Origin of the sequence: Cohaesibacter gelatinilyticus (assembly GCF_900215605.1) — a bacterium.
GTDB lineage: Bacteria > Pseudomonadota > Alphaproteobacteria > Rhizobiales > Cohaesibacteraceae > Cohaesibacter > Cohaesibacter gelatinilyticus.
The window spans coordinates 1,758,372-1,778,799 of the sequence record NZ_OBEL01000001.1; the positions used below are offsets into that span (position 1 = coordinate 1,758,372).

The following is a 20,428-nucleotide window of genomic DNA, read 5'->3' on the forward strand; positions in this document are numbered from 1 at the left end:
CGGAAGGGCAAAAATTCGCCTTTGGTTTAAGCCTTTATGGGTCAAAATGGACCATTTGACCGCCCCAGCTTGAGGATAACTAAGCCCAGATGTCGCTTTTGATGCCTTTCACTTGATCTTAGGGCGATAGGTAGCCCAAAAAAGAAGCGATAAACACACAGCCGGAGCGCTGTCCAATCTGAACAAAACCGACAGGAGTTGTGATCGTGAGCAAATCTCTTGCCCCCCGACCATTGGGACCAATTGAGTGGCAACCGGATAGCATGCCTTTGATCATGGGCATCATCAATGTCACACCCGATTCTTTCTCCGACGGTGGTTTGTTTGACGAAGAAGACAAAGCTCTTTCCCACGCCAGACAACTAGCCCGGGAAGGTGCGCATATTCTCGATATTGGCGGCGAATCAACTCGCCCGGGCGCACAGGTCGTCGGACTGGACGAAGAACTGAGCCGTATCAAACCCGCAATTGAAGCCATTGCAACTGCAAAGCTTGGTACGGCCGTCTCAATCGACACTTACAAAGCCAAGGTCGCGGATGCAGCCCTCAAATCTGGTGCCCATATCGTCAATGATGTTTGGGGTTTACAGCGTGAACCGGATATTGCAAAAGCAGCGGCTGATCATCAGGCGCCGGTCATCGTCAATCATTGGGAAAAGAGCATTCCCGCCGACGTCGATCTGCTGGAGGCCATGAAACGTTTTTTCGATCGCTCAATCGAGATCGCCCTAAAGGCAGGTTTGAATGATAGTCATATCATCCTTGATCCCGGCATCGGCTTTGGCAAAAGCTTTGAGGATAATCTGGTCATCCTCAATCGTCTGGAAGAGATCGCCGCTTGGGGATACCCGTTGCTGATGGGCACCTCTCGCAAGAGTTTCATTGGCAAGCTGTTGGACAAAGAGCCTCAGGATCGCCTCTTCGGCACCATAGCATCCAACGTGATTGCCCAGATGAAAGGCGCGCATATCTTCCGTGTGCATGACGTTGAAGCACATCTGGACGCCTTGAAAATCACCCGAGCCATTCAACAAGCCAAATGAAGCTGCAACAAGAAGCCGAATAAAGGACTCATAATGGATAGAATCATTCTGCGCGATCTGGCTTTCTTCGCCTATCACGGCGTTTATCAGGAAGAGGCCAATCTCGGCCAGCGCTTTTACTTCGATCTCGACTGCTATCTGGATCTACGCCCGGCAGGTGAGACAGACGATGAGCATCAGACCGTACGCTATGACCATATCGCCAAACGCGTGGAAACAATCGTCACCAAGCAGCGGTTCAACCTGATCGAAGCTCTGGCAGAAGCGGTGGCCAGGGATTTGCTGAGCAATATGGACAAGCTGCAAAGCTTGCGCTTGAAGGTAAGAAAGCCCGAAGCACCAATCCCGGCAATTGTCAAAGATATTGCGGTGGAGATCACCCGCGCACGCAAGGATTACAATCTATGATCCGCGCCTTTCTGAGCCTTGGCGGCAATATCGGTGACGCAGCCCAGAATATCCGCAATGCCGTCGATCGATTGGACGAGCACCCGAATATCAAGCTGACCGCTCTATCAGGTTTCTATAAAACTCCGCCCTGGGGAAATGAAAATCAGGCCCCTTTCGTCAATGCTTGCGCAGAAGTGGAAACATCCCTGCCTGCGGAAGAGCTTTTGGTTCAATGTTTGCAAACAGAGCATGACATGGGTCGAGAACGAATTGAACATTGGGGACCTCGGATCATCGACATCGATATCCTGACCTATGGGGATGAAAGAATTCAGCAAGATAACCTCTCTGTTCCTCACCCCTACATGATGGAACGCGCTTTCGTACTGGTGCCACTAAAGGACATCGCTCCAGAATTCACAATGAAGGGACAGAGCATTGATCAGGCTCTGACACATCTCGATATCAGCGATATCAAGCGCCTTTGAAATCAAAATGAGAGGGGATCAGAAATGATCCCCTTCGGTAAAGGGACCATAACGAGTGCTGGCGGTAATCAGATAGGCCGTTGACCAACCGATATGAATGAAGCCCGCAATCCCTTCCAACGCTCCCAGAATACGCCATTTCTCCTCGAGAATGACATCACCATAGCCGAGCGTGGAAAAAGTGACGGTTGAGAAATAGAGCGACATCTGAAAATCCGGCAGTGCCCCGATCAACCAATAGGTAAAAGCCCAAACCCAGATCTGAAACGCATGGATCCCGAAAATACCCAGAACCGTTGCTACCATCAGCCAGATTTTCTTGTAATGAATGGTGATATTTGCACCAAAGCGTGCCAATGCTTTGACCCGCACACTCAGCTCAATCACACCAAAAATCTGTATGAAGACGCAGACGGCGATCACACAGCTGCCAACGATCAAGCTCAATAACATAACATACGTCCATCTTCCAAAGCCATCAGCACCCTATCTGTCTGGCGCGATATCCTCACTCACCACCTACATAGATGAGCCTAGACAAAAAAAATCGCGCTTCAGTTAACAAAGCGCGATTTTCTTAAAATCTGACAAAATCTCAAAAGATCAAAACTATTCTTCTTAGAGCGGAATATTGTCGTGCTTCTTCCAAGGATTCTCCAGCTGTTTGTTGCGCAGCATGCGAAGAGCGCGTGCCAAACGGCGACGTGTGGATTTTGGCATGATCACTTCATCAATAAAGCCACGCTCTGCTGCCACGAAAGGCGACAGGAAGCGATCTTCATAATCAGCGGTGTGCTGTGCAATCTTCTCTGGATCATCCATATCTTTACGGAAGATAATCTCAACAGCACCCTTGGCACCCATCACCGCAATTTGCGCAGAAGGCCATGCATAGTTTACGTCACCACGCAGATGCTTGGACGCCATCACATCATATGCACCACCATAGGCTTTACGGGTAATCACGGTCACCTTTGGAACAGTCGCTTCAGCATAAGCAAACAAAAGCTTCGCGCCATGCTTGATCAAGCCGCCATATTCCTGATCAGTTCCAGGCAGAAAGCCAGGAACATCAACATAAGTGACAACCGGAATATCAAAGGCATCGCAGAAACGAACAAAACGAGCAGCTTTGCGGGACGCATCAGAGTCCAGCACCCCCGCCAGAACCATCGGCTGGTTGGCGACAAAACCAACTGTACGACCTTCAATGCGACCAAAACCGGTAATGATGTTCTGAGCAAAGGATTCCTGAATTTCGAAGAAGTCACCTTCATCGACAGTCTTCAGGATCAACTCTTTCATATCATATGGCTTGTTCGGATTTTCCGGCACCAAGGTATCGAGAGAATCTTCAATACGATCCCACGGATCATAGGTCTCGATTTCCGGCACTTCGCCAACATTGGAAGATGGTAGGAAGTCAATCAGACGACGCATCTGAAGCAGAGCTTCGACATCATCGTCATAAGCACCATCAGCAATGGAAGATTTAGTGGTATGAATGGAAGCACCACCCAATTCTTCCGCAGTCACTTCTTCATTGGTCACGGTTTTCACAACGTCAGGACCGGTCACGAACATGTAGGAACGATCACGAACCATGAAGATGAAGTCAGTCATCGCAGGAGAATAAACATCACCACCAGCACATGGGCCCATGATCACCGAGATCTGCGGTATTACACCGGATGCCAACACATTGCGCTGGAACACTTCACCATAACCGCCAAGCGCTGCAACACCTTCCTGAATACGAGCACCACCAGCATCAAAGAGACCGATGATCGGCGCACGATTTTTCAGCGCCATATCCTGGATTTTGATGATCTTCTGAGCGTGTGTCCAGGAAAGGGAACCACCAAGTACCGTGAAGTCCTTGGCAAAGATATAGACGGTACGGCCATTGACGGTACCCCAACCGGTGACAACACCATCACCCGGCATCTTGACCTTTTCCATACCAAAATCAGTACAGCCATGCTGCACGAACATATCGAATTCTTCAAAAGAATCTTCGTCGAGAAATGCTTCAATACGTTCACGAGCCGTCAATTTGCCTTTGGCGTGCTGAGCATCAATACGCTTCTGACCACCGCCGATACGGGCTTGAGCCCGGCGTTCTTCAAGCTCATCTAGGATTTTGGACATGGTAGAGCCTTCTTCATAGATTTATCGTTGATACGCTGGTTAGCACGGATCGGGCTGGCGACAAAGTTGGTCGATGGACGGACCCTATGGGAGAAAAGGCTAAGTCGGGGATAAATATCCCGACTTTTTGAATTTTTCGATCTCAAAAGAGCGTTAAGTCCACTCAAAACTCTTATTTGGCAGAGAATGCATCAATGATTGAGCCAGCAGCATCACAATCTGCTCGGCGATAGACACGGCGCTTGGTCGCCTCTTCATCCTCGCCCCACATCTCCACATTCCAGTCTTCATCCACCATGGCAGCCGCCCACATGGCATCTCGGGACAGATAGCCCTTCCAATAAGCAAGCGGCAATAGAGCAGATCCCGTCAGCGTCATCAGAGAATGAACTGCACCAAGCTGGAAGATATCAAGATCAGACCAAATTTTTCGCAAATTCTCACCCAATACCGGGCTTTGCTCGACAGCCAAAATGCCACTGGCTTGCACGAACTTGCCACCCAAAAGCTCCCCCGCCCAATCCAGCACAGGTTGCCAATGTTCTTTCTGACGGTCCAGCAGACGCTCAGGGTGACTTGCCGGATAGCAGATAAAATCGTTCCCCATATAAGAGACAATTTCATCAAGCATTGCTTCACGCGCATCTTCCACGCCATCAATGATGGAATTGACTAGACGGGTCAGCGGCATGGTAGCCGGATCGATCTTGTCAATCTGCGCCGCCCATTCCGCCACCAAGACTTCAGCAATGGCACGCTTTGGCACCGAAACAACCTTCTTGGCCGGACTTTTGATAGAACGACCATCAAGCAACACCTGAAAAGAGCCGCCCTCTTCGCCAATGCTCACTTCCTTATAGAAGCGTTTGGGAAGATCATTCTTCATCATTTCCTTGGCACGCATCATGGGCGTCTCGGTGCTGTCTTGTTTACCAGGAACAAAATCACCAAACAGAGCCTCAGTCTCGATACCGTTTTTCTTGTCGTTATCTGCCATTGGTCAGGCCCTTCCCTTACAATTCTTTCAGCAGCTGATGCAGCGCGGTATAATCATCAACGATATGGTGGGCACCAGATGCGTGAAGCATGTCTTTGCTGTGATAGCCCCAGCTCACGCCAATGGCCATCACCCCAGCATTCACTGCCATGTCCATGTCATAAGTGGTATCGCCAATCATGACGGTTGCCTCGCGCTCCGCACCAGTCTCCCCCATGGCCTGCAAGATCATTCCCGGGTGCGGCTTGGAGGGTGCACGATCAGCCGTTTGCACGGTAACGAAATGGTCATGCCAATCATGACAATTGAAAAGATGAACAACACCGCGATAGGCCTTGCCTGTTGCAATACCCAGCAGGATATCATCTTCCTTGGCAAGACTCTCAATCACATGCTTGGCACCATCATAGAGCGCCTCATCATCCTCACCATTTTCGCGCTTTGCGATGCAGAAGGATTTGTAGTCCTCGACAACCTTATCAATCATTTCATTGGAAAGGGTTTTATCCAATTTCGCGACTGCCGGCGCAAGAGACAATCCTATAATAGAGCGCGTTGCTTCATTACCGGGAGGTGTCAAATCATTCACCCGAAAGGCATGATCCATGGATTCAACAATGGTATGCTGACTATCAACAATGGTGCCATCACAGTCAAAGATGAACAACTTTGGTGTCATGAAGATTTCTTTCATATGAAATGAGAAAAGACCAATCAAGCAATTGATCCATGAAATAAAGAAGGAGGATTACTCCTCCCCCAATTCCTCTTCGATGTCCGGATCATAATTGCTGACATCAAAGCCAAGCAGGTTCCAGCTCTGTTGCATATGTTGTGGCAGCGGCGCTGTAACATCCAGAATGCCACCCTTTGGATGGGGAATGCGAATTCGGCGCGCATGCAGATGCAACTTCTTTTGAATGCCGCCTGGGAACTCCCAATTCTCGACATTGAAATATTTCGGATCGCCCAGGATCGGGCATTCCATATAAGCGGTATGAACGCGTAACTGATGGGTTCGCCCTGTCACTGGCTTCAGTGTCAGCCAGGAGAGTTTCTGCCCCACCTGATCAACCACGCTATAATGGGTTACAGCATGCTGCGCACCATTATCACCGTGACGGGCAATGCGCATGCGATCCCCATCTTCCGCCTGATATTTGGCCAGATAAGTCGAGACACGCGCCTGCTTTGGTTTTGGAACCCCACGCACCAGTGCCCAATATGTCTTCTGCGTCGAGCGTTCACGGAAAGCCTTGGTCAGCGCAGTCGCTATAGAGCGTTTACGAGCCACGACAAGCACGCCAGACGTATCGCGGTCCAGACGATGCACCAAACGCGGTTTCTGTCCGTGTTTGTCTGTCAGTGCTTCCAGCATGCCATCCATGTGACGTGTCAGTCCGGAACCAGCCTGCACAGCCAAACCGGCAGGCTTGTTGAAGACATAGATATCCTTGTCTTCATATAACAGGATGGAGCGCAGGAAATCAGCGTCATTCTCATCCACGCGCGGCATGGCACGCTTTGGCGCTGCACTCTGGCTTTTCTCATCCGTCGCCAATGGTGGAATACGAACCTGTTGGCCCTTGATCACGCGGCTATTGGTCTTCGCACGTTTGCCATCGACACGCACCTGTCCGGTGCGCATAAGCTTTTGCAATTGACCAAAAGACAGGCCCGGATAATGTTCCTTGAACCAGCGATCCAGACGCATGCCGTCTTCTTCACCGGTTACTTCGCGAAATTGAATTGTAGCCATGTCTAGTGTGCCCTATGCCAGCGCCCGTGCAGCAGCCAGCCCGGCAAAGAGCGCAACGATGGCGCCAGCCAGTGAGACCGCAATATAGAACAGAGCAAGGCCGCTTTGCCCGCGCTCCGTCAACGACACCACATCCAGCGAAAATGTGGAAAAGGTGGTAAAGCCCCCAAGCAGGCCTGTTGTCAAGAGCAAGCGCAACTCCGTGCCCATATTAAAGCGCAAAGCCATCAATTCGATCAGCAATCCCATCAAAAAAGAGCCGCCAATATTGCAAATCAGCGTTCCATAGGGAAATCCGCTGCCAAACGCGCGCAAGGCCATAAGCCCAACCAGATGGCGTAAGCTGGCCCCAGCTGCACCACCAATCGCTACCAAGAGAAAATGGTTCATTTGTTCCGTTCCATCCTTAGTCGCGACCAATAATCCAATCTCTTGCGCAAGTCACGTTCAAATCCGCGTTCAACCGGCTCATAATAGGTCTGCCGACCAAGATCCGTCGGAAAATAGTCCTGCCCGGAAAAAGCATCTGGCTGATCATGATCATAGAGATAGCCATCCCCATAGCCTTCATTGGCCATCAACTTGGTTGGCGCATTCAGGATATGTTTTGGTGGAGAGAGGGATCCGCCCTTTTTCGCAGATCTCATGGCTGCCATATATGCCATCTTCGCAGAATTGGACTTGGGGGCTGTCGCCAAATAGATCGTGCATTGTGATAAGGCAAACATCGCTTCGGGCATGCCAATCAGCTCATAGGCTTGTCTTGCAGCATTTGCTTGAACCAGTGCATTGGGATCAGCCAGTCCAATATCCTCAGATGCGATAACCGTCATCCGACGCAGCAAGAACATTGGATCTTCACCTGCATCCAGCATTCGGCACAAATAATAAAGCGCCGCATCCGGATCCGAACCGCGAATAGATTTATGCAAGGCTGAGATCAGATTGTAGTGACCGTCCTTGGATTTATCATAAATTGGAGCACGACGCTGGAGAATATCACCCAACTGCTCGGCCGTGAAAATTTCGCCTTCATGGGCCGCTCGCCAGACTTCTTGAGCCAAAGTGAGCGATGACCGACCATCCCCATCCGCCATGCGAATAAGAGCTTGTCTTGCTTCCTCGTCCAAAGGCAAATTTCGACCCAGAGCAATCTCGGCACGCTGCAACAGCTCCTTGATCGCCTCTTCATCAAGGCTCTTCAAAGTCAGAACCTGAGAGCGTGATAACAAAGCGGCATTGAGCTCAAAGGATGGATTCTCGGTTGTCGCCCCAACAAGCACGACGGTACCATCTTCCATGACAGGAAGAAAGCTATCCTGTTGAGCACGATTGAAGCGATGGATCTCATCGACAAACAACAAAGTCGTCTTGCCGGTGCGACGACGGGTACGGGCAGCTTCAAAAACCTTCTTCAGATCGGCAACACCGGAAAAAATCGCCGATATCTGTTCGAAATGCAGATCAGTTCCATCCGCAAGCAATCTTGCTATGGTGGTTTTACCTGTTCCTGGCGGCCCCCAAAGAATAAGGCAACCGAGCGAGCCGGAATTCAACATGCGGGTCAATGTGCCATCTGCTCCAACCAGATGATCCTGCCCTACCACCTCATTCAAATGTGCAGGCCTCAATTGATCTGCGAGAGGACGACCGATACCACCCTCTCCTTCTGGTTCTTCGAGACCAGCACTTTCAAACAAACTTGTCATTGCGCCCCAATCATCCGCTTCAGCCGCTTATCGCCGTTCGAATTAACTGACCATCACGTTCAATTTTCAGGCGCCATATACGGAAATCCTGTTTGGACAGAATTTCCAGCACCTTGGTCGAAGTAATAGCCTCGCCATTGATCTCACGTACGATATCACCACGACGAACACCAAAGCGCGCTGCCCGGCTTCCTGGCACCACCTTAAAAATTACAACACCGGTCAGATCCGTTGGCAAACCAAGTTCTTGTGCAACAGCAGGAGAAAGGTTGAGAACATTTGTCCCTGAGAATGGCGAATAGCCTTCAATTCTCCGCTGGTCACGAGGAACCGTTTCCGGTGCAACGGTAGCTTGCAAGGTCAACCTGATCTGCTTGCCACGCCGTATCAAGGTCAGATCCACGCTCTTACCAAGGCCAATGGTCGCCAGACGATAGCCAAAGCCGTCAGGGCTATCCACTGGATGCCGCCCAACATTCAAAATCAAATCACCAACCTTCAGACCGGCTGCGGCAGCCGGTCCCTTTTCTACCACATCGGTCACCAGAACACCTTGCGGTCGCTCCAATCCCAGTCCCTCTGCTATATCGGAAGTAACGGCTTGCAGCTGAGCCCCCAACCAAGCCCGCTGTACCCCTTTTCCCGAGATCGCACCTTCCGCTACCAGACGAACCATATTGGCTGGAATAGCAAAGCCAATACCATTGGAACCGCCTGAACGCGAAAATATGGCTGTATTCACACCAACCAGTTCACCACGCATATTCACCAAAGCACCACCGGAATTGCCCGGATTAATCGCTGCATCAGTTTGAATGAAGAACTGATAGTCTGAAATACCAACTTGTGTGCGGGCAAGCGCAGAAACAATACCACTGGTCACTGTCTGACCGACACCAAACGGATTTCCGATCGCCAGAACCAGATCACCAACTTTCAAGTCATCGCTATTGGCAAAAGTAAGCGCGGGAAACTTTCGTTTTTCATTGATCTTTAGGATGGCCAGATCCGTCTTTTCATCAGTCAGAATGACTTTGGCGTCAAACTCCTGCCTATTGGCAAGCGCTACCCGGACTTCCGTTGCACCAGCAATCACATGATGATTGGTCACCACGACACCACTTTCAGCAACAATCACGCCAGAACCAAGAGAGCGCTCAATGCGCTTGCTAGGCGCACCAAATCCATTGCCACCAAAGAAACGTTGAAAAAAAGGATCATCAAAGAAAGGTGAGCGTGATCGGCTTTGAACCGTCTTTGTAGCGTAAACATTCACTACAGACGGAGCTGTCGCCTCCACCAAGGGGGCAAAGCTCAGTTGCATCTCTGTCTTACTGGTTGGAACTCTGTCTTGTGCCTGCCCATTTGACATCGCACAAAGTACCAGAATGGCAGCGAACATTAGCTCTCGAACGCGCATGACGAACCTTTCAAAACAATCTTTCTTTGAGCATCATAAACCAAGTCGGGGCAAAATTAGGAACTTTGAGCGATGGTGCGCAATCTTCTCACAGGATTCATCAGGCCCTTGCCGCCGAAAATCAACCAGATTCCAATTAGCGTCATGATGAGCGGATGCAAAAGCAGATAGAACAAATTCTGCAAATCACTGAAGCCACTCAGTTCCAAACCCTGAGCAGTGAATGTGTAAAGCGAACTTGTGAGTGATAGCGCCGACGGCACCAAAAAGAATAACCCAAGACAGACAAATGCCAAAGCCTGCAGATCATTATAAGCCAATCCCACCTCCAGATCTTTCTCCCAAAGAGCCCCAGAGGTAAGCACCTTGACTGCATGCATCGGCAATAGCACGAGATACAGTCCCAGACCAAGTTTGGAGCCACCAACAATAACTTCAACAAATGTGGCAGCGTCCAACATACTTACATCAATGACGCTGATATTCATCAAGGCCAATAGTCGTCCAAACAGACAAGATGAGATAAAACCCTGCAATGCGAAGACATAAACCGACAAGCTGTGATCTGCACACAACAACATCCCAAACTCAAAAACATATCTACCAATGAAAAAAGGGGCAGCCAATGAAGGCCACCCCTTTTGATTTCGTGCGACAAGAAGCGCTTATGCTGCTTCTTCTTCGCTCTCTACTTCCTGGGTAGGACCAGAATCTTTACCGCGAGCTTCAACATCGCGGTCAACCAATTCGATCACAGCCATTGGCGCATTATCGCCATAGCGGAAGCCAGCTTTCAGAACACGGGTATAACCACCATTACGTTCTGCGTAGCGTGAACCAAGAACTTCAAACAACTTCTTCACCATGTCTTTGTCACGGATCTTGGAAATTGCCTGACGGCGAGCGTGAAGGTCGCCTTTTTTGGCCAGAGTGATGAGTTTGTCTGCAATCGGGCGAAGTTCCTTCGCCTTAGGCAGAGTGGTAACAATCTGCTCATGCTTGATCAAAGCAGCAGCCATGTTGGCAAACATTGCTTTGCGATGAGATGCTGTACGATTGAGCTTGCGACCTGACTTACCGTGACGCATTGCCCTCTCCTTTATTCTATCCGGCGGCGTCCCACCGCTGGCGTGAATTTCTTAATACTGATCTTCGTAGCGCTTGGCGAGATCATCAATGTTCTCAGGCGGCCATGCCTGAACTTCCATGCCTAGATGCAAACCCATCTGAGCAAGGACTTCTTTGATCTCGTTGAGCGACTTGCGACCGAAGTTCGGAGTGCGAAGCATTTCCGCTTCCGTCTTCTGAATAAGATCACCGATGTAAACAATATTGTCGTTCTTCAAACAGTTCGCAGAACGGACAGACAATTCCAGCTCGTCTACTTTCTTCAGCAGTGCCGGGTTGAATGCCAATTCCTGTGTCTGCTCCTGAACAACCTCTTTCTCTGGCTCTTCGAAATTGACAAAGATGGACAACTGATCCTGCAAAATACGAGCAGCAAAAGCCACCGCATCATCAGGCTTGATGGAACCATCAGTCTCAATGTTCATGATAAGCTTGTCATAGTCGAGAACCTGACCCTCACGGGTGTTCTCAACCTTGTAAGCAACACGCTTGACCGGAGAGTAAAGGCTATCAACCGGAATAAGGCCGATTGGAGCATCTTCAGGACGATTTTGCGTAGCAGTCACATAGCCCTTACCGCTATCAACGGTAAATTCCATGCGCAACTCTGCACCAACATCCAAAGTGCACAAAGGCAATTCCGGGTTCAGAATTTCAACATCGCCAACAGCCTGAATGTCGCCGGCACGCACGACACCTGGACCTTCTTTACGAAGAACCATGCGTTTTGGACCTTCACCTTCCATACGCAACGCGATTTCCTTGACGTTCAGGATCAAGTCCGTCACATCTTCGCGAACACCGGAAATAGAAGAGAATTCGTGCAGAACGCCTTCAATCTGAATTGCAGTCACTGCAGCACCCTGCAGAGACGACAGCAGAACGCGACGCAGGGCGTTGCCCAGTGTCATACCAAAACCACGTTCAAGCGGCTCGGCAACCACTGTAGCGAGACGCAACTCGTCGTCGCCCGGAGTGATTTCGAGCTTGGTTGGCTTGATAAGTTCCTGCCAGTTTTTTTGAATCACGTCTCAACCCTTTCGTTTTATCGGGATGATTACCCAGAAAGATCGCAGTGAACGATCTAGCAGGTGACAATTTTCCAATTAGACGCGACGGCGCTTGCGCGGACGACAGCCATTATGTGGAATTGGGGATACATCACGGATAGAAGTGATGGTGAAGCCGATTGCCTGCAAAGCACGCAGGGCAGATTCACGACCTGAACCAGGACCGCGAACTTCAACTTCCAAAGTCTTCATACCATGTTCTGCAGCTTTTTTACCTGCATCTTCACCAGCCATCTGTGCAGCGAATGGGGTGGACTTACGAGAGCCCTTGAAACCCATAGCACCTGCTGAAGACCAGGAGATGGTGTTCCCCTGCGCGTCAGAGATGGTGATCATGGTATTGTTGAAGGTCGAATTCACATGCGCTACGCCAGACGTAATATTCTTACGTTCGCGACGTTTAACGCGTGAGGCATCTTTTGCCATTTTATAACCTCGATCTCTACACCGCCGTAGTACCAGCGGCTCCACCGGATAAACCGTGGATTATTTCTTCTTACCAGCAATCGCTTTAGCCGGACCCTTGCGGGTGCGGGCATTCGTATGAGTGCGCTGACCGCGAACAGGCAAGCCACGACGATGACGCAGGCCGCGGTAGCAGCCAAGGTCCATCAGACGCTTGATGTTCATTGCGGTTTGACGACGAAGGTCACCTTCAACCGTAAAGCCAGCATCGATGACTTCGCGGATTTTCAGGACTTCGGCATCAGACAGCTCATTCACACGACGCTCTGGAGCGATATTGACTTGTTCAATAATATCCTGGGCAAATTTTGCACCAATGCCATGGATATATTGAAGCGCAATAACTACGCGCTTATTCGTCGGAATATTGACGCCAGCAATACGTGCCACGCTCGTGTCTCCTTTTACAGATGGACAATCCTGCCCTCTGCCTGTCTCGTTTAATCTCCCTCCCCTCCACGGTAACGAATTACACAGGGAAAGAGATGTTTTGTTCTTCAAAAGAACGCAAAAAACGATGTCCGAGGGCAAAGCCTCCGAACACCGATCACGGAAAACCGCAATTAGCGCCGGTTAGTACCGGATTCTTCAAAGGAAAGTCAAGCCAAAATCGACGGAACGAGATTACTTGGACAAGACCTCTTTGATTGACGCAGCCACAGCTTCGATATCCTGCATGCCGTCAACTGTCTTCAGTTGGCCGGATTTGCCATAAAAATCGATCAATGGAGCGGTCTGTGCATTGTAAACTTCAAGACGCTTTTTAAGGGCATCCGCGTTGTCGTCGGCTCTGGGGCCTCCAACAGTTTCCAAAGCACGTTTTTCGATTCTGGAGAGCAGAATGCCTTCATCGACACGAATCTCGACAACGCCATCCAGTTCCAGATTTTTAACAGCCAGCAACTCAGTCAGAGCTTCGGCCTGTGCGATTGTACGCGGAAAACCATCAAGGATAAAACCATTCGCACAATCTGGCTCGTCAATGCGATCAGAAATAATCGCACAAACAATCTCATCAGAAACGAGTTCACCTCGTTCCATGATCTCTTTCGCTTTCAACCCAACCGGTGTCTTGGCAGCAACAGCCGCACGTAACATATCACCAGTGGAAAGCTGAGTAATCTTGAAGTCATTGACCAAGCGTTCAGCCTGGGTACCCTTCCCTGCACCCGGAGGCCCTAACAGAATCAATCTCACCGACGTTTCCCCCTCAGTTTCGATTTCTTGACCAGCCCTTCATACTGATGGGCAAGCAGATGTCCCTGAATTTGAGACACAGTATCCATGGTTACTGATACAACGATCAGCAAGGATGTGCCCCCAAAATAGAATGGTACACCGGTTGCAGAAATAAGAAACTCAGGCAAAAGGCAAACAAGAACAAGATAAATCGCACCAAGAACAGAAATTCGGGTCAGGATACGATCAATATATTCTGCAGTCCGCTGCCCAGGTCTGATACCGGGAATGAAACCACCATGCTTCTTCAGGTTATCCGCAGTCTCTTGCGGATTGAACACAATAGCTGTGTAGAAGAAAACAAAGAAGACAATCAAGGCAGCATAAAGAATCATATACAGAGGTTGCCCGTGACCAAGCAGCGCAGTCACAGTGGTCAGCCATTCAGGCCCCTGCCCTGAGGCAAAGTTAGCCACAGTTACCGGGAGGAGAAGAAGCGATGAGGCAAAGATCGGCGGAATAACACCGGCGGTATTCAGCTTCAACGGCAGATGGGACGAATCACCCTGGAACATTTTGTTCCCTACCTGACGCTTCGGATATTGAATGATCAGACGACGTTGAGCACGCTCCATGAAGACAATGAACGCAATCACAACGATGGCAAGAATGATCACACCGAGAATCAGAGGTGTGGACAAAGCGCCCTGACGACCAAGTTCAAGGGTACCCGCGATAGCTGTCGGCAACTCTGCAACGATGCCTGCGAAGATGATCAGGGAAATACCGTTACCGATGCCACGCGCAGTGATCTGCTCGCCAAGCCACATCAGGAACATGGTGCCACCAACCAAGGTCAGAACGGCGGAGAAACGGAAAAACAGGCCCGGATCGGTCACAATATCGGTAGAGCCTTCCAGCCCGACCGAAATACCATATGCCTGCAAGGTAGCGAGGAAAACCGTACCATAGCGAGTATATTGGTTGATAACCTTACGGCCACGCTCACCATCCTTCTTCAGCTGTTCCAGTGTTGGAGACACTGTAGTCATAAGCTGAATGATAATGGAGGCGGAAATATAGGGCATGATGCCCAGAGCGAAGATGGCCATACGTCCTACCGCACCACCGGAGAACATATTGAACAGACCGATGATACCGGTCTGCGCCTGGTTGAAGGCCTGTGCCAGAGCTTCTGGATTGATTCCAGGCAATGGAATGTAAGTACCTAGGCGATAAACCAACAAAGCACCCAGCGTGAACCAGATGCGTTTCTTAAGCTCTTCTGCCTTGGCAAAAGCACCAAAATTAATATTGGCCGCGAGTTGTTCAGCTGCCGATGCCATCTTCTACCCCATCTACTGGAATCAAAAAAGGAGGGCTCGGGAGCCCTCACTCTTATAATCTTTTTGGCTTACTCTTCACCAACAATCTTGACGGTACCACCGGCTTTTTCAACGGCTTCAATTGCTGCTTTGGAAGCACCTTCAATCTCGAAGGAAACCTTGGCAGAAATTTCACCATCGCTCAGCAGACGAACACCATCCAGAATGCGACGAACCACGCCAGCCTCTTTCAGGGAAGCTACAGTAACTGTCGCGGAAGCATCCAGTTTACCGGCATCGATGGCCTGCTGAATGCGACCAACAGATACTGCGTTGAAATTCTTCGCAAAGATGTTGTTAAAGCCACGCTTTGGAAGACGACGATGCAAGGGCATCTGACCGCCTTCAAAGCCTTTGATAGCAACACCAGAGCGGGATTTCTGACCTTTGACACCACGGCCACCGGTTTTACCGATGCCCGAACCGATGCCGCGACCAACGCGCTTGCGAGAATGCGTAGCGCCGTCGTTATCGCGAATTTCGTTGAGCTTCATAATACTCTTCCTCGCCCCTTAAGCTTCGTCCACTACGCGAACGAGATGAGAGACTTTACGGATCATGCCGCGAACTTCAGGAGTATCCTTCAGCGTACGACGACGATGCAACTTGTTGAGGCCAAGACCAACCAGCGTAGCACGCTGATCTTTCGGCCGACGAAGTGGGCTGCCGATCTGTTCTACAGTAACAGTGCCCTGTTCCTTATTAGCCATGTCGGGCTCCTCTTATCTAGGTATGACAAGACTGCGCTTCAAGCCTTAAGCTTCAGCGCGGCCTCCGTCAGATACGCGACGACGAGCCTGAAGCGTGGAAACCTTGAGGCCACGACGAGCAGCAACACCACGTGGGCTGTCTTCTGCTTTCAGAGCATCAAAAGTTGCACGGATCATGTTGTAAGGGTTGGAAGTCCCGATGGACTTGGCAACAACGTCCTGCACACCAAGGGTCTCAAATACTGCACGCATTGGACCACCGGCAATGATACCAGTACCTGGAGGCGCCGCACGCAATACAACTTTACCAGCGCCGTGACGACCAGCAACGTCATGATGCAAAGTGCGACCCTCACGCAGAGGAACACGGATCATGTTGCGTTTGGCAGCTTCAGAAGCCTTGCGAATGGCTTCTGGAACCTCACGAGCTTTACCGTGACCAAAGCCTACACGGCCCTTTTGGTCACCAATTACTACAAGCGCTGCAAAACCGAAGCGACGACCACCCTTAACCACTTTAGCGACGCGGTTAATATGGACTAGTCGGTCGACGAATTCGCTTTCGCGCTCTTCACGATCATTTTTCTTGGTCATGATATATTTTTCTCTCGTCTGAGCAATCGGTTGCCCGACGCATTAGAAATTCAATCCGCCTTCACGCGCAGCATCTGCGAGTGATTTGATGCGTCCATGGTAGATATATCCACCACGATCAAAGACCACGTCCTTCACGCCAGCAGCAACAGCTCGTTCAGCAATGAGCTTGCCAACTTCAGAAGCGGCGGCTACATCCGCGCCGGTTTTCAGCGTATCACGCAGAGATTTCTCGATAGAAGACGCAGAAGCCAGGGTCACACCCTGCACGTCATCGATGATCTGTGCGTAAATATGCTTGGAAGACCGGTTTATACTCAAACGCGGACGGCCGTTGGCAGTCTTTTTCAGCGCGCGCCGTACACGAGCACGACGACGCTCAAACTGAGATAATGCCTTCGCCATAGTTTTTTTCCGTTACTTCTTCTTACCTTCCTTGCGGAAGATATATTCGTCAACATATTTAACACCTTTGCCTTTGTAAGGCTCGGGTGGGCGGTACTTGCGGATTTCAGCAGCAACCTGGCCAACAGCTTGCTTATCAATGCCGCTTACAGTGATCTCTGTTGGCTTTGGACAAGCAACAGTAACACCTGCAGGCACTTCATAAACAACATCGTGCGAGAAACCAAGTGCAAGTTGAAGGTCTGTGCCCTTCATTTGCGCGCGGTAACCAACACCGTTGATAGCCAGCTTCTTCTCAAATCCGGCAGAAACACCGGTAAGGATGTTGAGAATCTGGGTGCGAGACATACCCCACAATGAGCGAGCGGTCTTGGATTTACCGCGTGGCTCTACCAGAATACCATCATCCGTCATTTTAGCATCGACATCGTCAGAAAGCACGAAAGAGAGTTCACCCTTTGGGCCTTTTACTTTGACGGTCTTGCCATCGATTGTCGCAGTAACGCCCGCAGGCACTGCAACAGGCTTTTTGCCAATTCTTGACATAAGACTAACCTGTCCGGATCTAGAGCAACAAGGAGGCCGCGTCAGAAGACGCGGCACAGAACCTCACCACCCACGTTGTTCTCACGTGCATCATGATCGGCCATCACACCTTTTGGTGTGGAGACGATCGAAATACCAAGACCATTGTTGACGCGTGGAATATTCTTCACAGACGCATACACACGACGACCAGGCTTGGATACACGCTGGATTTCACGGATCACCGGCTCTCCATCGAAGTATTTCAGCTCGATCTCGAGCTCGGACTTGCCGCCTTCGAATTCGACGGTGGTGTAGCCGCGGATGTACCCTTCTGAAGCCAAAACGTCAAGTACACGTTGACGCAATTTGGAAGCAGGAGTGGAAACTTTTACTTTGCTACGCATCTGCGCATTGCGGATACGGGTGAGCATATCCCCAAGAGGATCAGTCATTACCATGATACCGCGCTCCTTACCAGCTCGATTTTACCAGGCCAGGGATCTTGCCCTGATTACCCAGTTCACGAAGAGAAATACGTGACATCTTCAACTTGCGATAGTAACCGCGTGGACGGCCAGTTACTTCACAGCGGTTGCGGACGCGGATCGATGCGGAGTTGCGCGGAAGCTCGGCAAGCTTCAAGCGAGCCTTAAACCGCTCTTCAAGCGACAGAGACTCATCTTTCGCCATTGCTTTCAATGTTGCACGCTTTGCAGCGTACTTTGAAACCAGGCGGTCACGAGCTTTGTTCTTCTCAACAGCGCTCTTTTTAGCCATTGTTCTTTCCTCGTACTTTCCGCAGGGCCTTAACGGCTGAACGGGAAGTTGAATTCGGTCAGCAGGGCGCGTGCTTCATCATCATTGTTTGCAGAGGTGCAAACGATGATATCCATGCCCCAGATCTGATCAACTTTATCATAATCGATTTCAGGGAAAACGATATGCTCTTTCAGGCCCATGGCGAAGTTGCCATTGCCGTCGAAGCTTTTCCCATTCAAACCACGGAAGTCACGTACACGAGGCAGTGCAATCGTGATCAGACGATCAAGAAATTCATACATGCGCTCGCCACGAAGGGTAACCTTCACACCGATTGGCATGCCTTCACGCAGCTTGAAAGTCGCAATAGACTTACGAGCTTTGGTGATTACTGGTTTCTGACCAGCGATCTGTTCCAAATCACCCAGTGCAGATTTGATCTTCTTGGAATCGCCGACGGCTTCGCCAACGCCCATGTTAAGAACGATCTTTTCCAGTTTAGGCATCCGCATAGGATTGCTGTACTGGAATTTTTCCTGCATCTTGGCGCGGATAACGTCTTCGTACTGCGTCTTCAGACGCGGAGTGTAAGCAGCCTCAGCCATCAATCACATCTCCTGAACGTTTTGCCACGCGTACTTTGGCACCGTCTTCCTGGATTTTGAAACCAACGCGAGTTGGCTTGTTATCCTTTGGATCGGCCAGAGCCAGATTGGACAGATGAATAGCGGCTTCCTTGGTAATGATGCCACCCTCTTGTCCCTGGGTCTGACGCTGATGACGCTTGACCAAATTAACGCCTCGAACGATTGCCCGCTCTTCAGCAGGCAAGACCTGAACGATCTCACCGCTCTTGCCCTTGTCTTTACCGGCAAGAACAATGACGCGATCACCCTTCTTGAGTTTCGCAGCCATTACAGCACCTCCGGAGCAAGGGAAATGATTTTCATATGGTTGTGAGCACGCAGCTCACGAGGAACCGGGCCGAAGATACGAGTACCTACGGGTTCCTTATTGTTGTTCACCAGAACAGCAGCATTACGATCAAAACGGATGACAGAGCCATCCGGACGACGGATTGCTTTTGCGGTACGAACCACAACAGCTTTCATCACATCGCCCTTTTTCACGCGTCCACGAGGAATAGCTTCCTTGACGGAAACGACAATGATGTCGCCTACGCCAGCATATTTCCGCTTGGAGCCGCCGAGCACTTTGATGCACATGACACGACGTGCGCCGGAGTTATCCGCGACGTCAAGGTTTGTTTGCATCTGAATCATGACTGGCCGCCTTTTTTATTTTCCCGACCGCATCACTGCGACGGGCTTACGTCCAAATTCAAGAGGGATTAAGAGGCAGGAGCGTCCTTGCCAACTACAATCCAGCGTTTCGACTTAGAAATAGGTGCAGTTTCCTGAATGAAAATCTGGTCACCTACTTTGAAGGAATTACCTTCGTCATGAGCCTGGTAGCGCTTGGAGCGACGCACAGTCTTCTTCAGAAGCGGGTGCGTAAAACGGCGCTCTACCTTCACAACAACGGTCTTATCCTGCTTGTCGCTGACGACGAGACCTTGCAATACTCGTTTAGGCATCTCGTCCTCCTTATTCTGCTGCCGCTGCACGCTTCTCACGTGCAATGGTCATCAGGCGTGCAATGTCACGACGAACCTGTCGTACACGCACGGTGTTTTCCAACTGACCGGTTGCAGCCTGAAAGCGCAGATTGAACTGCTCTTTCTTCAGCTTTACCAACTCATCAGCGATCTGGTCCGACGTCATCGCGCGGACATCTGATGCTTTCATGGGTTTATCCCTTCACACCTTAGTCGGCGATGCGCTGTACGAAGCGTGTCTTGATAGGCAACTTCGCAGCAGCAAGCCGCATGGCTTCCCGAGCAACATCGTTCGGTACGCCATCAATTTCAAACATAATGCGGCCCGGCTTCACACGAGCTGCCCAATATTCAGGAGAACCTTTACCTTTACCCATGCGGACTTCGGTAGGTTTCTTGGATACAGGCACATCAGGGAAGATGCGGATCCACACGCGACCGGCACGTTTCATGTGACGGGTCATAGCACGACGCGCAGCCTCGATCTGACGAGCGGTGATACGCGCAGGCTCTTGAGCCTTCAGGCCGTAGGCGCCAAAATTGAGCTCGAAGCCCCCTTTTGCAACGCCATGAATGCGGCCCTTGTGCTGCTTGCGATATTTTGTGCGCTTTGGTTGCAGCATTGATTTT

The 20,428-nt window shown here is 50.4% G+C and carries 31 protein-coding genes; 3 read left to right on the top strand and 28 right to left on the bottom strand.

Translation table 11 applies throughout. The features are described from left to right. Window positions 1-206 precede the first annotated feature (206 nt). The 3 genes from folP to folK are packed head-to-tail and all read left to right on the top strand — an operon-like array spanning window position 207 to window position 1,921. A complete protein-coding gene (gene folP, locus CRO57_RS07820; RefSeq protein ID WP_244580031.1) occupies window positions 207-1,043 on the top strand; it encodes a dihydropteroate synthase in 837 nt (278 codons plus the stop codon). 33 nt (window positions 1,044-1,076) lie between these two features. Beyond that, window positions 1,077-1,451 carry a dihydroneopterin aldolase gene (folB, locus tag CRO57_RS07825; RefSeq protein WP_342068272.1) on the top strand — a complete coding sequence of 125 codons (375 nt, stop codon included), beginning with the start codon at window positions 1,077-1,079 and terminating at the stop codon, window positions 1,449-1,451. Next, the gene (folK, locus tag CRO57_RS07830) at window positions 1,448-1,921 is read left to right on the top strand and encodes a 2-amino-4-hydroxy-6-hydroxymethyldihydropteridine diphosphokinase (RefSeq protein WP_097152717.1); all 474 of its coding nucleotides are present in this window, start codon (window positions 1,448-1,450) and stop codon (window positions 1,919-1,921) included. Before folB ends, folK begins: the two co-directional genes overlap by 4 nt. Window positions 1,922-1,939: 18 nt before the next feature. Here the strand turns inward: folK and CRO57_RS07835 are convergent, their stop codons facing one another. From CRO57_RS07835 to rplP, 28 genes are all read right to left on the bottom strand, one after another. Continuing rightward, entirely contained in the window at window positions 1,940-2,374 is a 435-nt protein-coding gene (locus CRO57_RS07835) for an ion channel (RefSeq protein WP_097152718.1), read from the bottom strand. 165 nt (window positions 2,375-2,539) lie between these two features. Next, complete coding sequence (locus tag CRO57_RS07840; RefSeq protein WP_097152719.1) at window positions 2,540-4,072, bottom strand: acyl-CoA carboxylase subunit beta; 1,533 nt, start codon at window positions 4,070-4,072, stop codon at window positions 2,540-2,542. A 172-nt stretch (window positions 4,073-4,244) separates the two neighbouring features. Beyond that, window positions 4,245-5,069 carry an ATP12 family chaperone protein gene (locus CRO57_RS07845; protein ID WP_097152720.1) on the bottom strand — a complete coding sequence of 275 codons (825 nt, stop codon included), beginning with the start codon at window positions 5,067-5,069 and terminating at the stop codon, window positions 4,245-4,247. A 16-nt stretch (window positions 5,070-5,085) separates the two neighbouring features. After that, complete coding sequence (locus tag CRO57_RS07850; protein WP_097153288.1) at window positions 5,086-5,748, bottom strand: HAD-IA family hydrolase; 663 nt, start codon at window positions 5,746-5,748, stop codon at window positions 5,086-5,088. Window positions 5,749-5,817: 69 nt separating this feature from the next. Further along, window positions 5,818-6,828, bottom strand: coding sequence for an RluA family pseudouridine synthase (locus CRO57_RS07855; protein WP_097152721.1), 1,011 nt, complete (start codon window positions 6,826-6,828; stop codon window positions 5,818-5,820). A gap of 12 nt (window positions 6,829-6,840) precedes the next feature. Continuing rightward, window positions 6,841-7,218, bottom strand: a complete 378-nt coding sequence (gene crcB / locus CRO57_RS07860; RefSeq protein WP_097152722.1) for a fluoride efflux transporter CrcB — start codon at window positions 7,216-7,218, stop codon at window positions 6,841-6,843. Further along, on the bottom strand, window positions 7,215-8,537 hold the full coding sequence (locus tag CRO57_RS07865; protein ID WP_097152723.1) for a replication-associated recombination protein A: 1,323 nt from the start codon (window positions 8,535-8,537) through the stop codon (window positions 7,215-7,217). The genes crcB and CRO57_RS07865 overlap by 4 nt, the downstream gene beginning before the upstream one ends. A 19-nt stretch (window positions 8,538-8,556) precedes the next feature. Next, window positions 8,557-9,957: a DegQ family serine endoprotease gene (locus tag CRO57_RS07870; RefSeq protein WP_097152724.1), complete on the bottom strand. Its 1,401-nt coding sequence runs from the start codon at window positions 9,955-9,957 to the stop codon at window positions 8,557-8,559. 56 nt (window positions 9,958-10,013) lie between these two features. Next, window positions 10,014-10,538, bottom strand: coding sequence for a hypothetical protein (locus tag CRO57_RS07875; RefSeq protein WP_097152725.1), 525 nt, complete (start codon window positions 10,536-10,538; stop codon window positions 10,014-10,016). A gap of 84 nt (window positions 10,539-10,622) precedes the next feature. Continuing rightward, the gene (gene rplQ, locus CRO57_RS07880; RefSeq protein ID WP_097152726.1) at window positions 10,623-11,045 is read right to left on the bottom strand and encodes a 50S ribosomal protein L17; all 423 of its coding nucleotides are present in this window, start codon (window positions 11,043-11,045) and stop codon (window positions 10,623-10,625) included. 51 nt (window positions 11,046-11,096) lie between these two features. Next, window positions 11,097-12,113 carry a DNA-directed RNA polymerase subunit alpha gene (locus CRO57_RS07885; protein ID WP_097152727.1) on the bottom strand — a complete coding sequence of 339 codons (1,017 nt, stop codon included), beginning with the start codon at window positions 12,111-12,113 and terminating at the stop codon, window positions 11,097-11,099. A gap of 78 nt (window positions 12,114-12,191) precedes the next feature. Then, on the bottom strand, window positions 12,192-12,581 hold the full coding sequence (gene rpsK, locus CRO57_RS07890) for a 30S ribosomal protein S11 (RefSeq protein ID WP_097152728.1): 390 nt from the start codon (window positions 12,579-12,581) through the stop codon (window positions 12,192-12,194). Between the two features lie 60 nt (window positions 12,582-12,641). Beyond that, a complete protein-coding gene (gene rpsM, locus CRO57_RS07895) occupies window positions 12,642-13,010 on the bottom strand; it encodes a 30S ribosomal protein S13 (protein ID WP_097152729.1) in 369 nt (122 codons plus the stop codon). A 234-nt stretch (window positions 13,011-13,244) separates the two neighbouring features. Next, window positions 13,245-13,817: an adenylate kinase gene (locus CRO57_RS07900; RefSeq protein WP_097152730.1), complete on the bottom strand. Its 573-nt coding sequence runs from the start codon at window positions 13,815-13,817 to the stop codon at window positions 13,245-13,247. After that, window positions 13,814-15,145, bottom strand: a complete 1,332-nt coding sequence (secY, locus tag CRO57_RS07905; RefSeq protein ID WP_097152731.1) for a preprotein translocase subunit SecY — start codon at window positions 15,143-15,145, stop codon at window positions 13,814-13,816. The genes CRO57_RS07900 and secY overlap by 4 nt, the downstream gene beginning before the upstream one ends. 68 nt (window positions 15,146-15,213) lie before the next feature. Continuing rightward, window positions 15,214-15,678: a 50S ribosomal protein L15 gene (rplO, locus tag CRO57_RS07910; RefSeq protein ID WP_097152732.1), complete on the bottom strand. Its 465-nt coding sequence runs from the start codon at window positions 15,676-15,678 to the stop codon at window positions 15,214-15,216. Between the two features lie 18 nt (window positions 15,679-15,696). Next, a complete protein-coding gene (gene rpmD / locus CRO57_RS07915) occupies window positions 15,697-15,894 on the bottom strand; it encodes a 50S ribosomal protein L30 (protein WP_097152733.1) in 198 nt (65 codons plus the stop codon). Between the two features lie 45 nt (window positions 15,895-15,939). After that, the gene (gene rpsE, locus CRO57_RS07920) at window positions 15,940-16,488 is read right to left on the bottom strand and encodes a 30S ribosomal protein S5 (RefSeq protein WP_097152734.1); all 549 of its coding nucleotides are present in this window, start codon (window positions 16,486-16,488) and stop codon (window positions 15,940-15,942) included. Between the two features lie 42 nt (window positions 16,489-16,530). Next, on the bottom strand, window positions 16,531-16,893 hold the full coding sequence (gene rplR / locus CRO57_RS07925; protein ID WP_097152735.1) for a 50S ribosomal protein L18: 363 nt from the start codon (window positions 16,891-16,893) through the stop codon (window positions 16,531-16,533). 12 nt (window positions 16,894-16,905) lie between these two features. Continuing rightward, on the bottom strand, window positions 16,906-17,439 hold the full coding sequence (rplF, locus tag CRO57_RS07930; RefSeq protein ID WP_097152736.1) for a 50S ribosomal protein L6: 534 nt from the start codon (window positions 17,437-17,439) through the stop codon (window positions 16,906-16,908). 41 nt (window positions 17,440-17,480) lie between these two features. Next, window positions 17,481-17,879, bottom strand: coding sequence for a 30S ribosomal protein S8 (gene rpsH / locus CRO57_RS07935; protein WP_097152737.1), 399 nt, complete (start codon window positions 17,877-17,879; stop codon window positions 17,481-17,483). A gap of 13 nt (window positions 17,880-17,892) precedes the next feature. Further along, window positions 17,893-18,198 (bottom strand): 30S ribosomal protein S14, encoded by a 306-nt coding sequence (rpsN, locus tag CRO57_RS07940; RefSeq protein ID WP_097152738.1) that lies wholly within the window; start codon window positions 18,196-18,198, stop codon window positions 17,893-17,895. A 29-nt stretch (window positions 18,199-18,227) separates the two neighbouring features. Next, complete coding sequence (gene rplE / locus CRO57_RS07945; protein WP_097152739.1) at window positions 18,228-18,785, bottom strand: 50S ribosomal protein L5; 558 nt, start codon at window positions 18,783-18,785, stop codon at window positions 18,228-18,230. Continuing rightward, a complete protein-coding gene (rplX, locus tag CRO57_RS07950; protein ID WP_097152740.1) occupies window positions 18,778-19,095 on the bottom strand; it encodes a 50S ribosomal protein L24 in 318 nt (105 codons plus the stop codon). Before rplX ends, rplE begins: the two co-directional genes overlap by 8 nt. Continuing rightward, window positions 19,095-19,463, bottom strand: a complete 369-nt coding sequence (gene rplN / locus CRO57_RS07955; protein ID WP_097152741.1) for a 50S ribosomal protein L14 — start codon at window positions 19,461-19,463, stop codon at window positions 19,095-19,097. Before rplN ends, rplX begins: the two co-directional genes overlap by 1 nt. Window positions 19,464-19,531: 68 nt before the next feature. Next, entirely contained in the window at window positions 19,532-19,777 is a 246-nt protein-coding gene (rpsQ, locus tag CRO57_RS07960) for a 30S ribosomal protein S17 (RefSeq protein ID WP_097152742.1), read from the bottom strand. 10 nt (window positions 19,778-19,787) lie between these two features. Continuing rightward, entirely contained in the window at window positions 19,788-19,988 is a 201-nt protein-coding gene (rpmC, locus tag CRO57_RS07965; protein WP_097152743.1) for a 50S ribosomal protein L29, read from the bottom strand. Window positions 19,989-20,007: 19 nt separating this feature from the next. Then, window positions 20,008-20,421: a 50S ribosomal protein L16 gene (gene rplP, locus CRO57_RS07970; protein WP_097152744.1), complete on the bottom strand. Its 414-nt coding sequence runs from the start codon at window positions 20,419-20,421 to the stop codon at window positions 20,008-20,010. Between the last annotated feature and the right edge of the window lie 7 nt (window positions 20,422-20,428).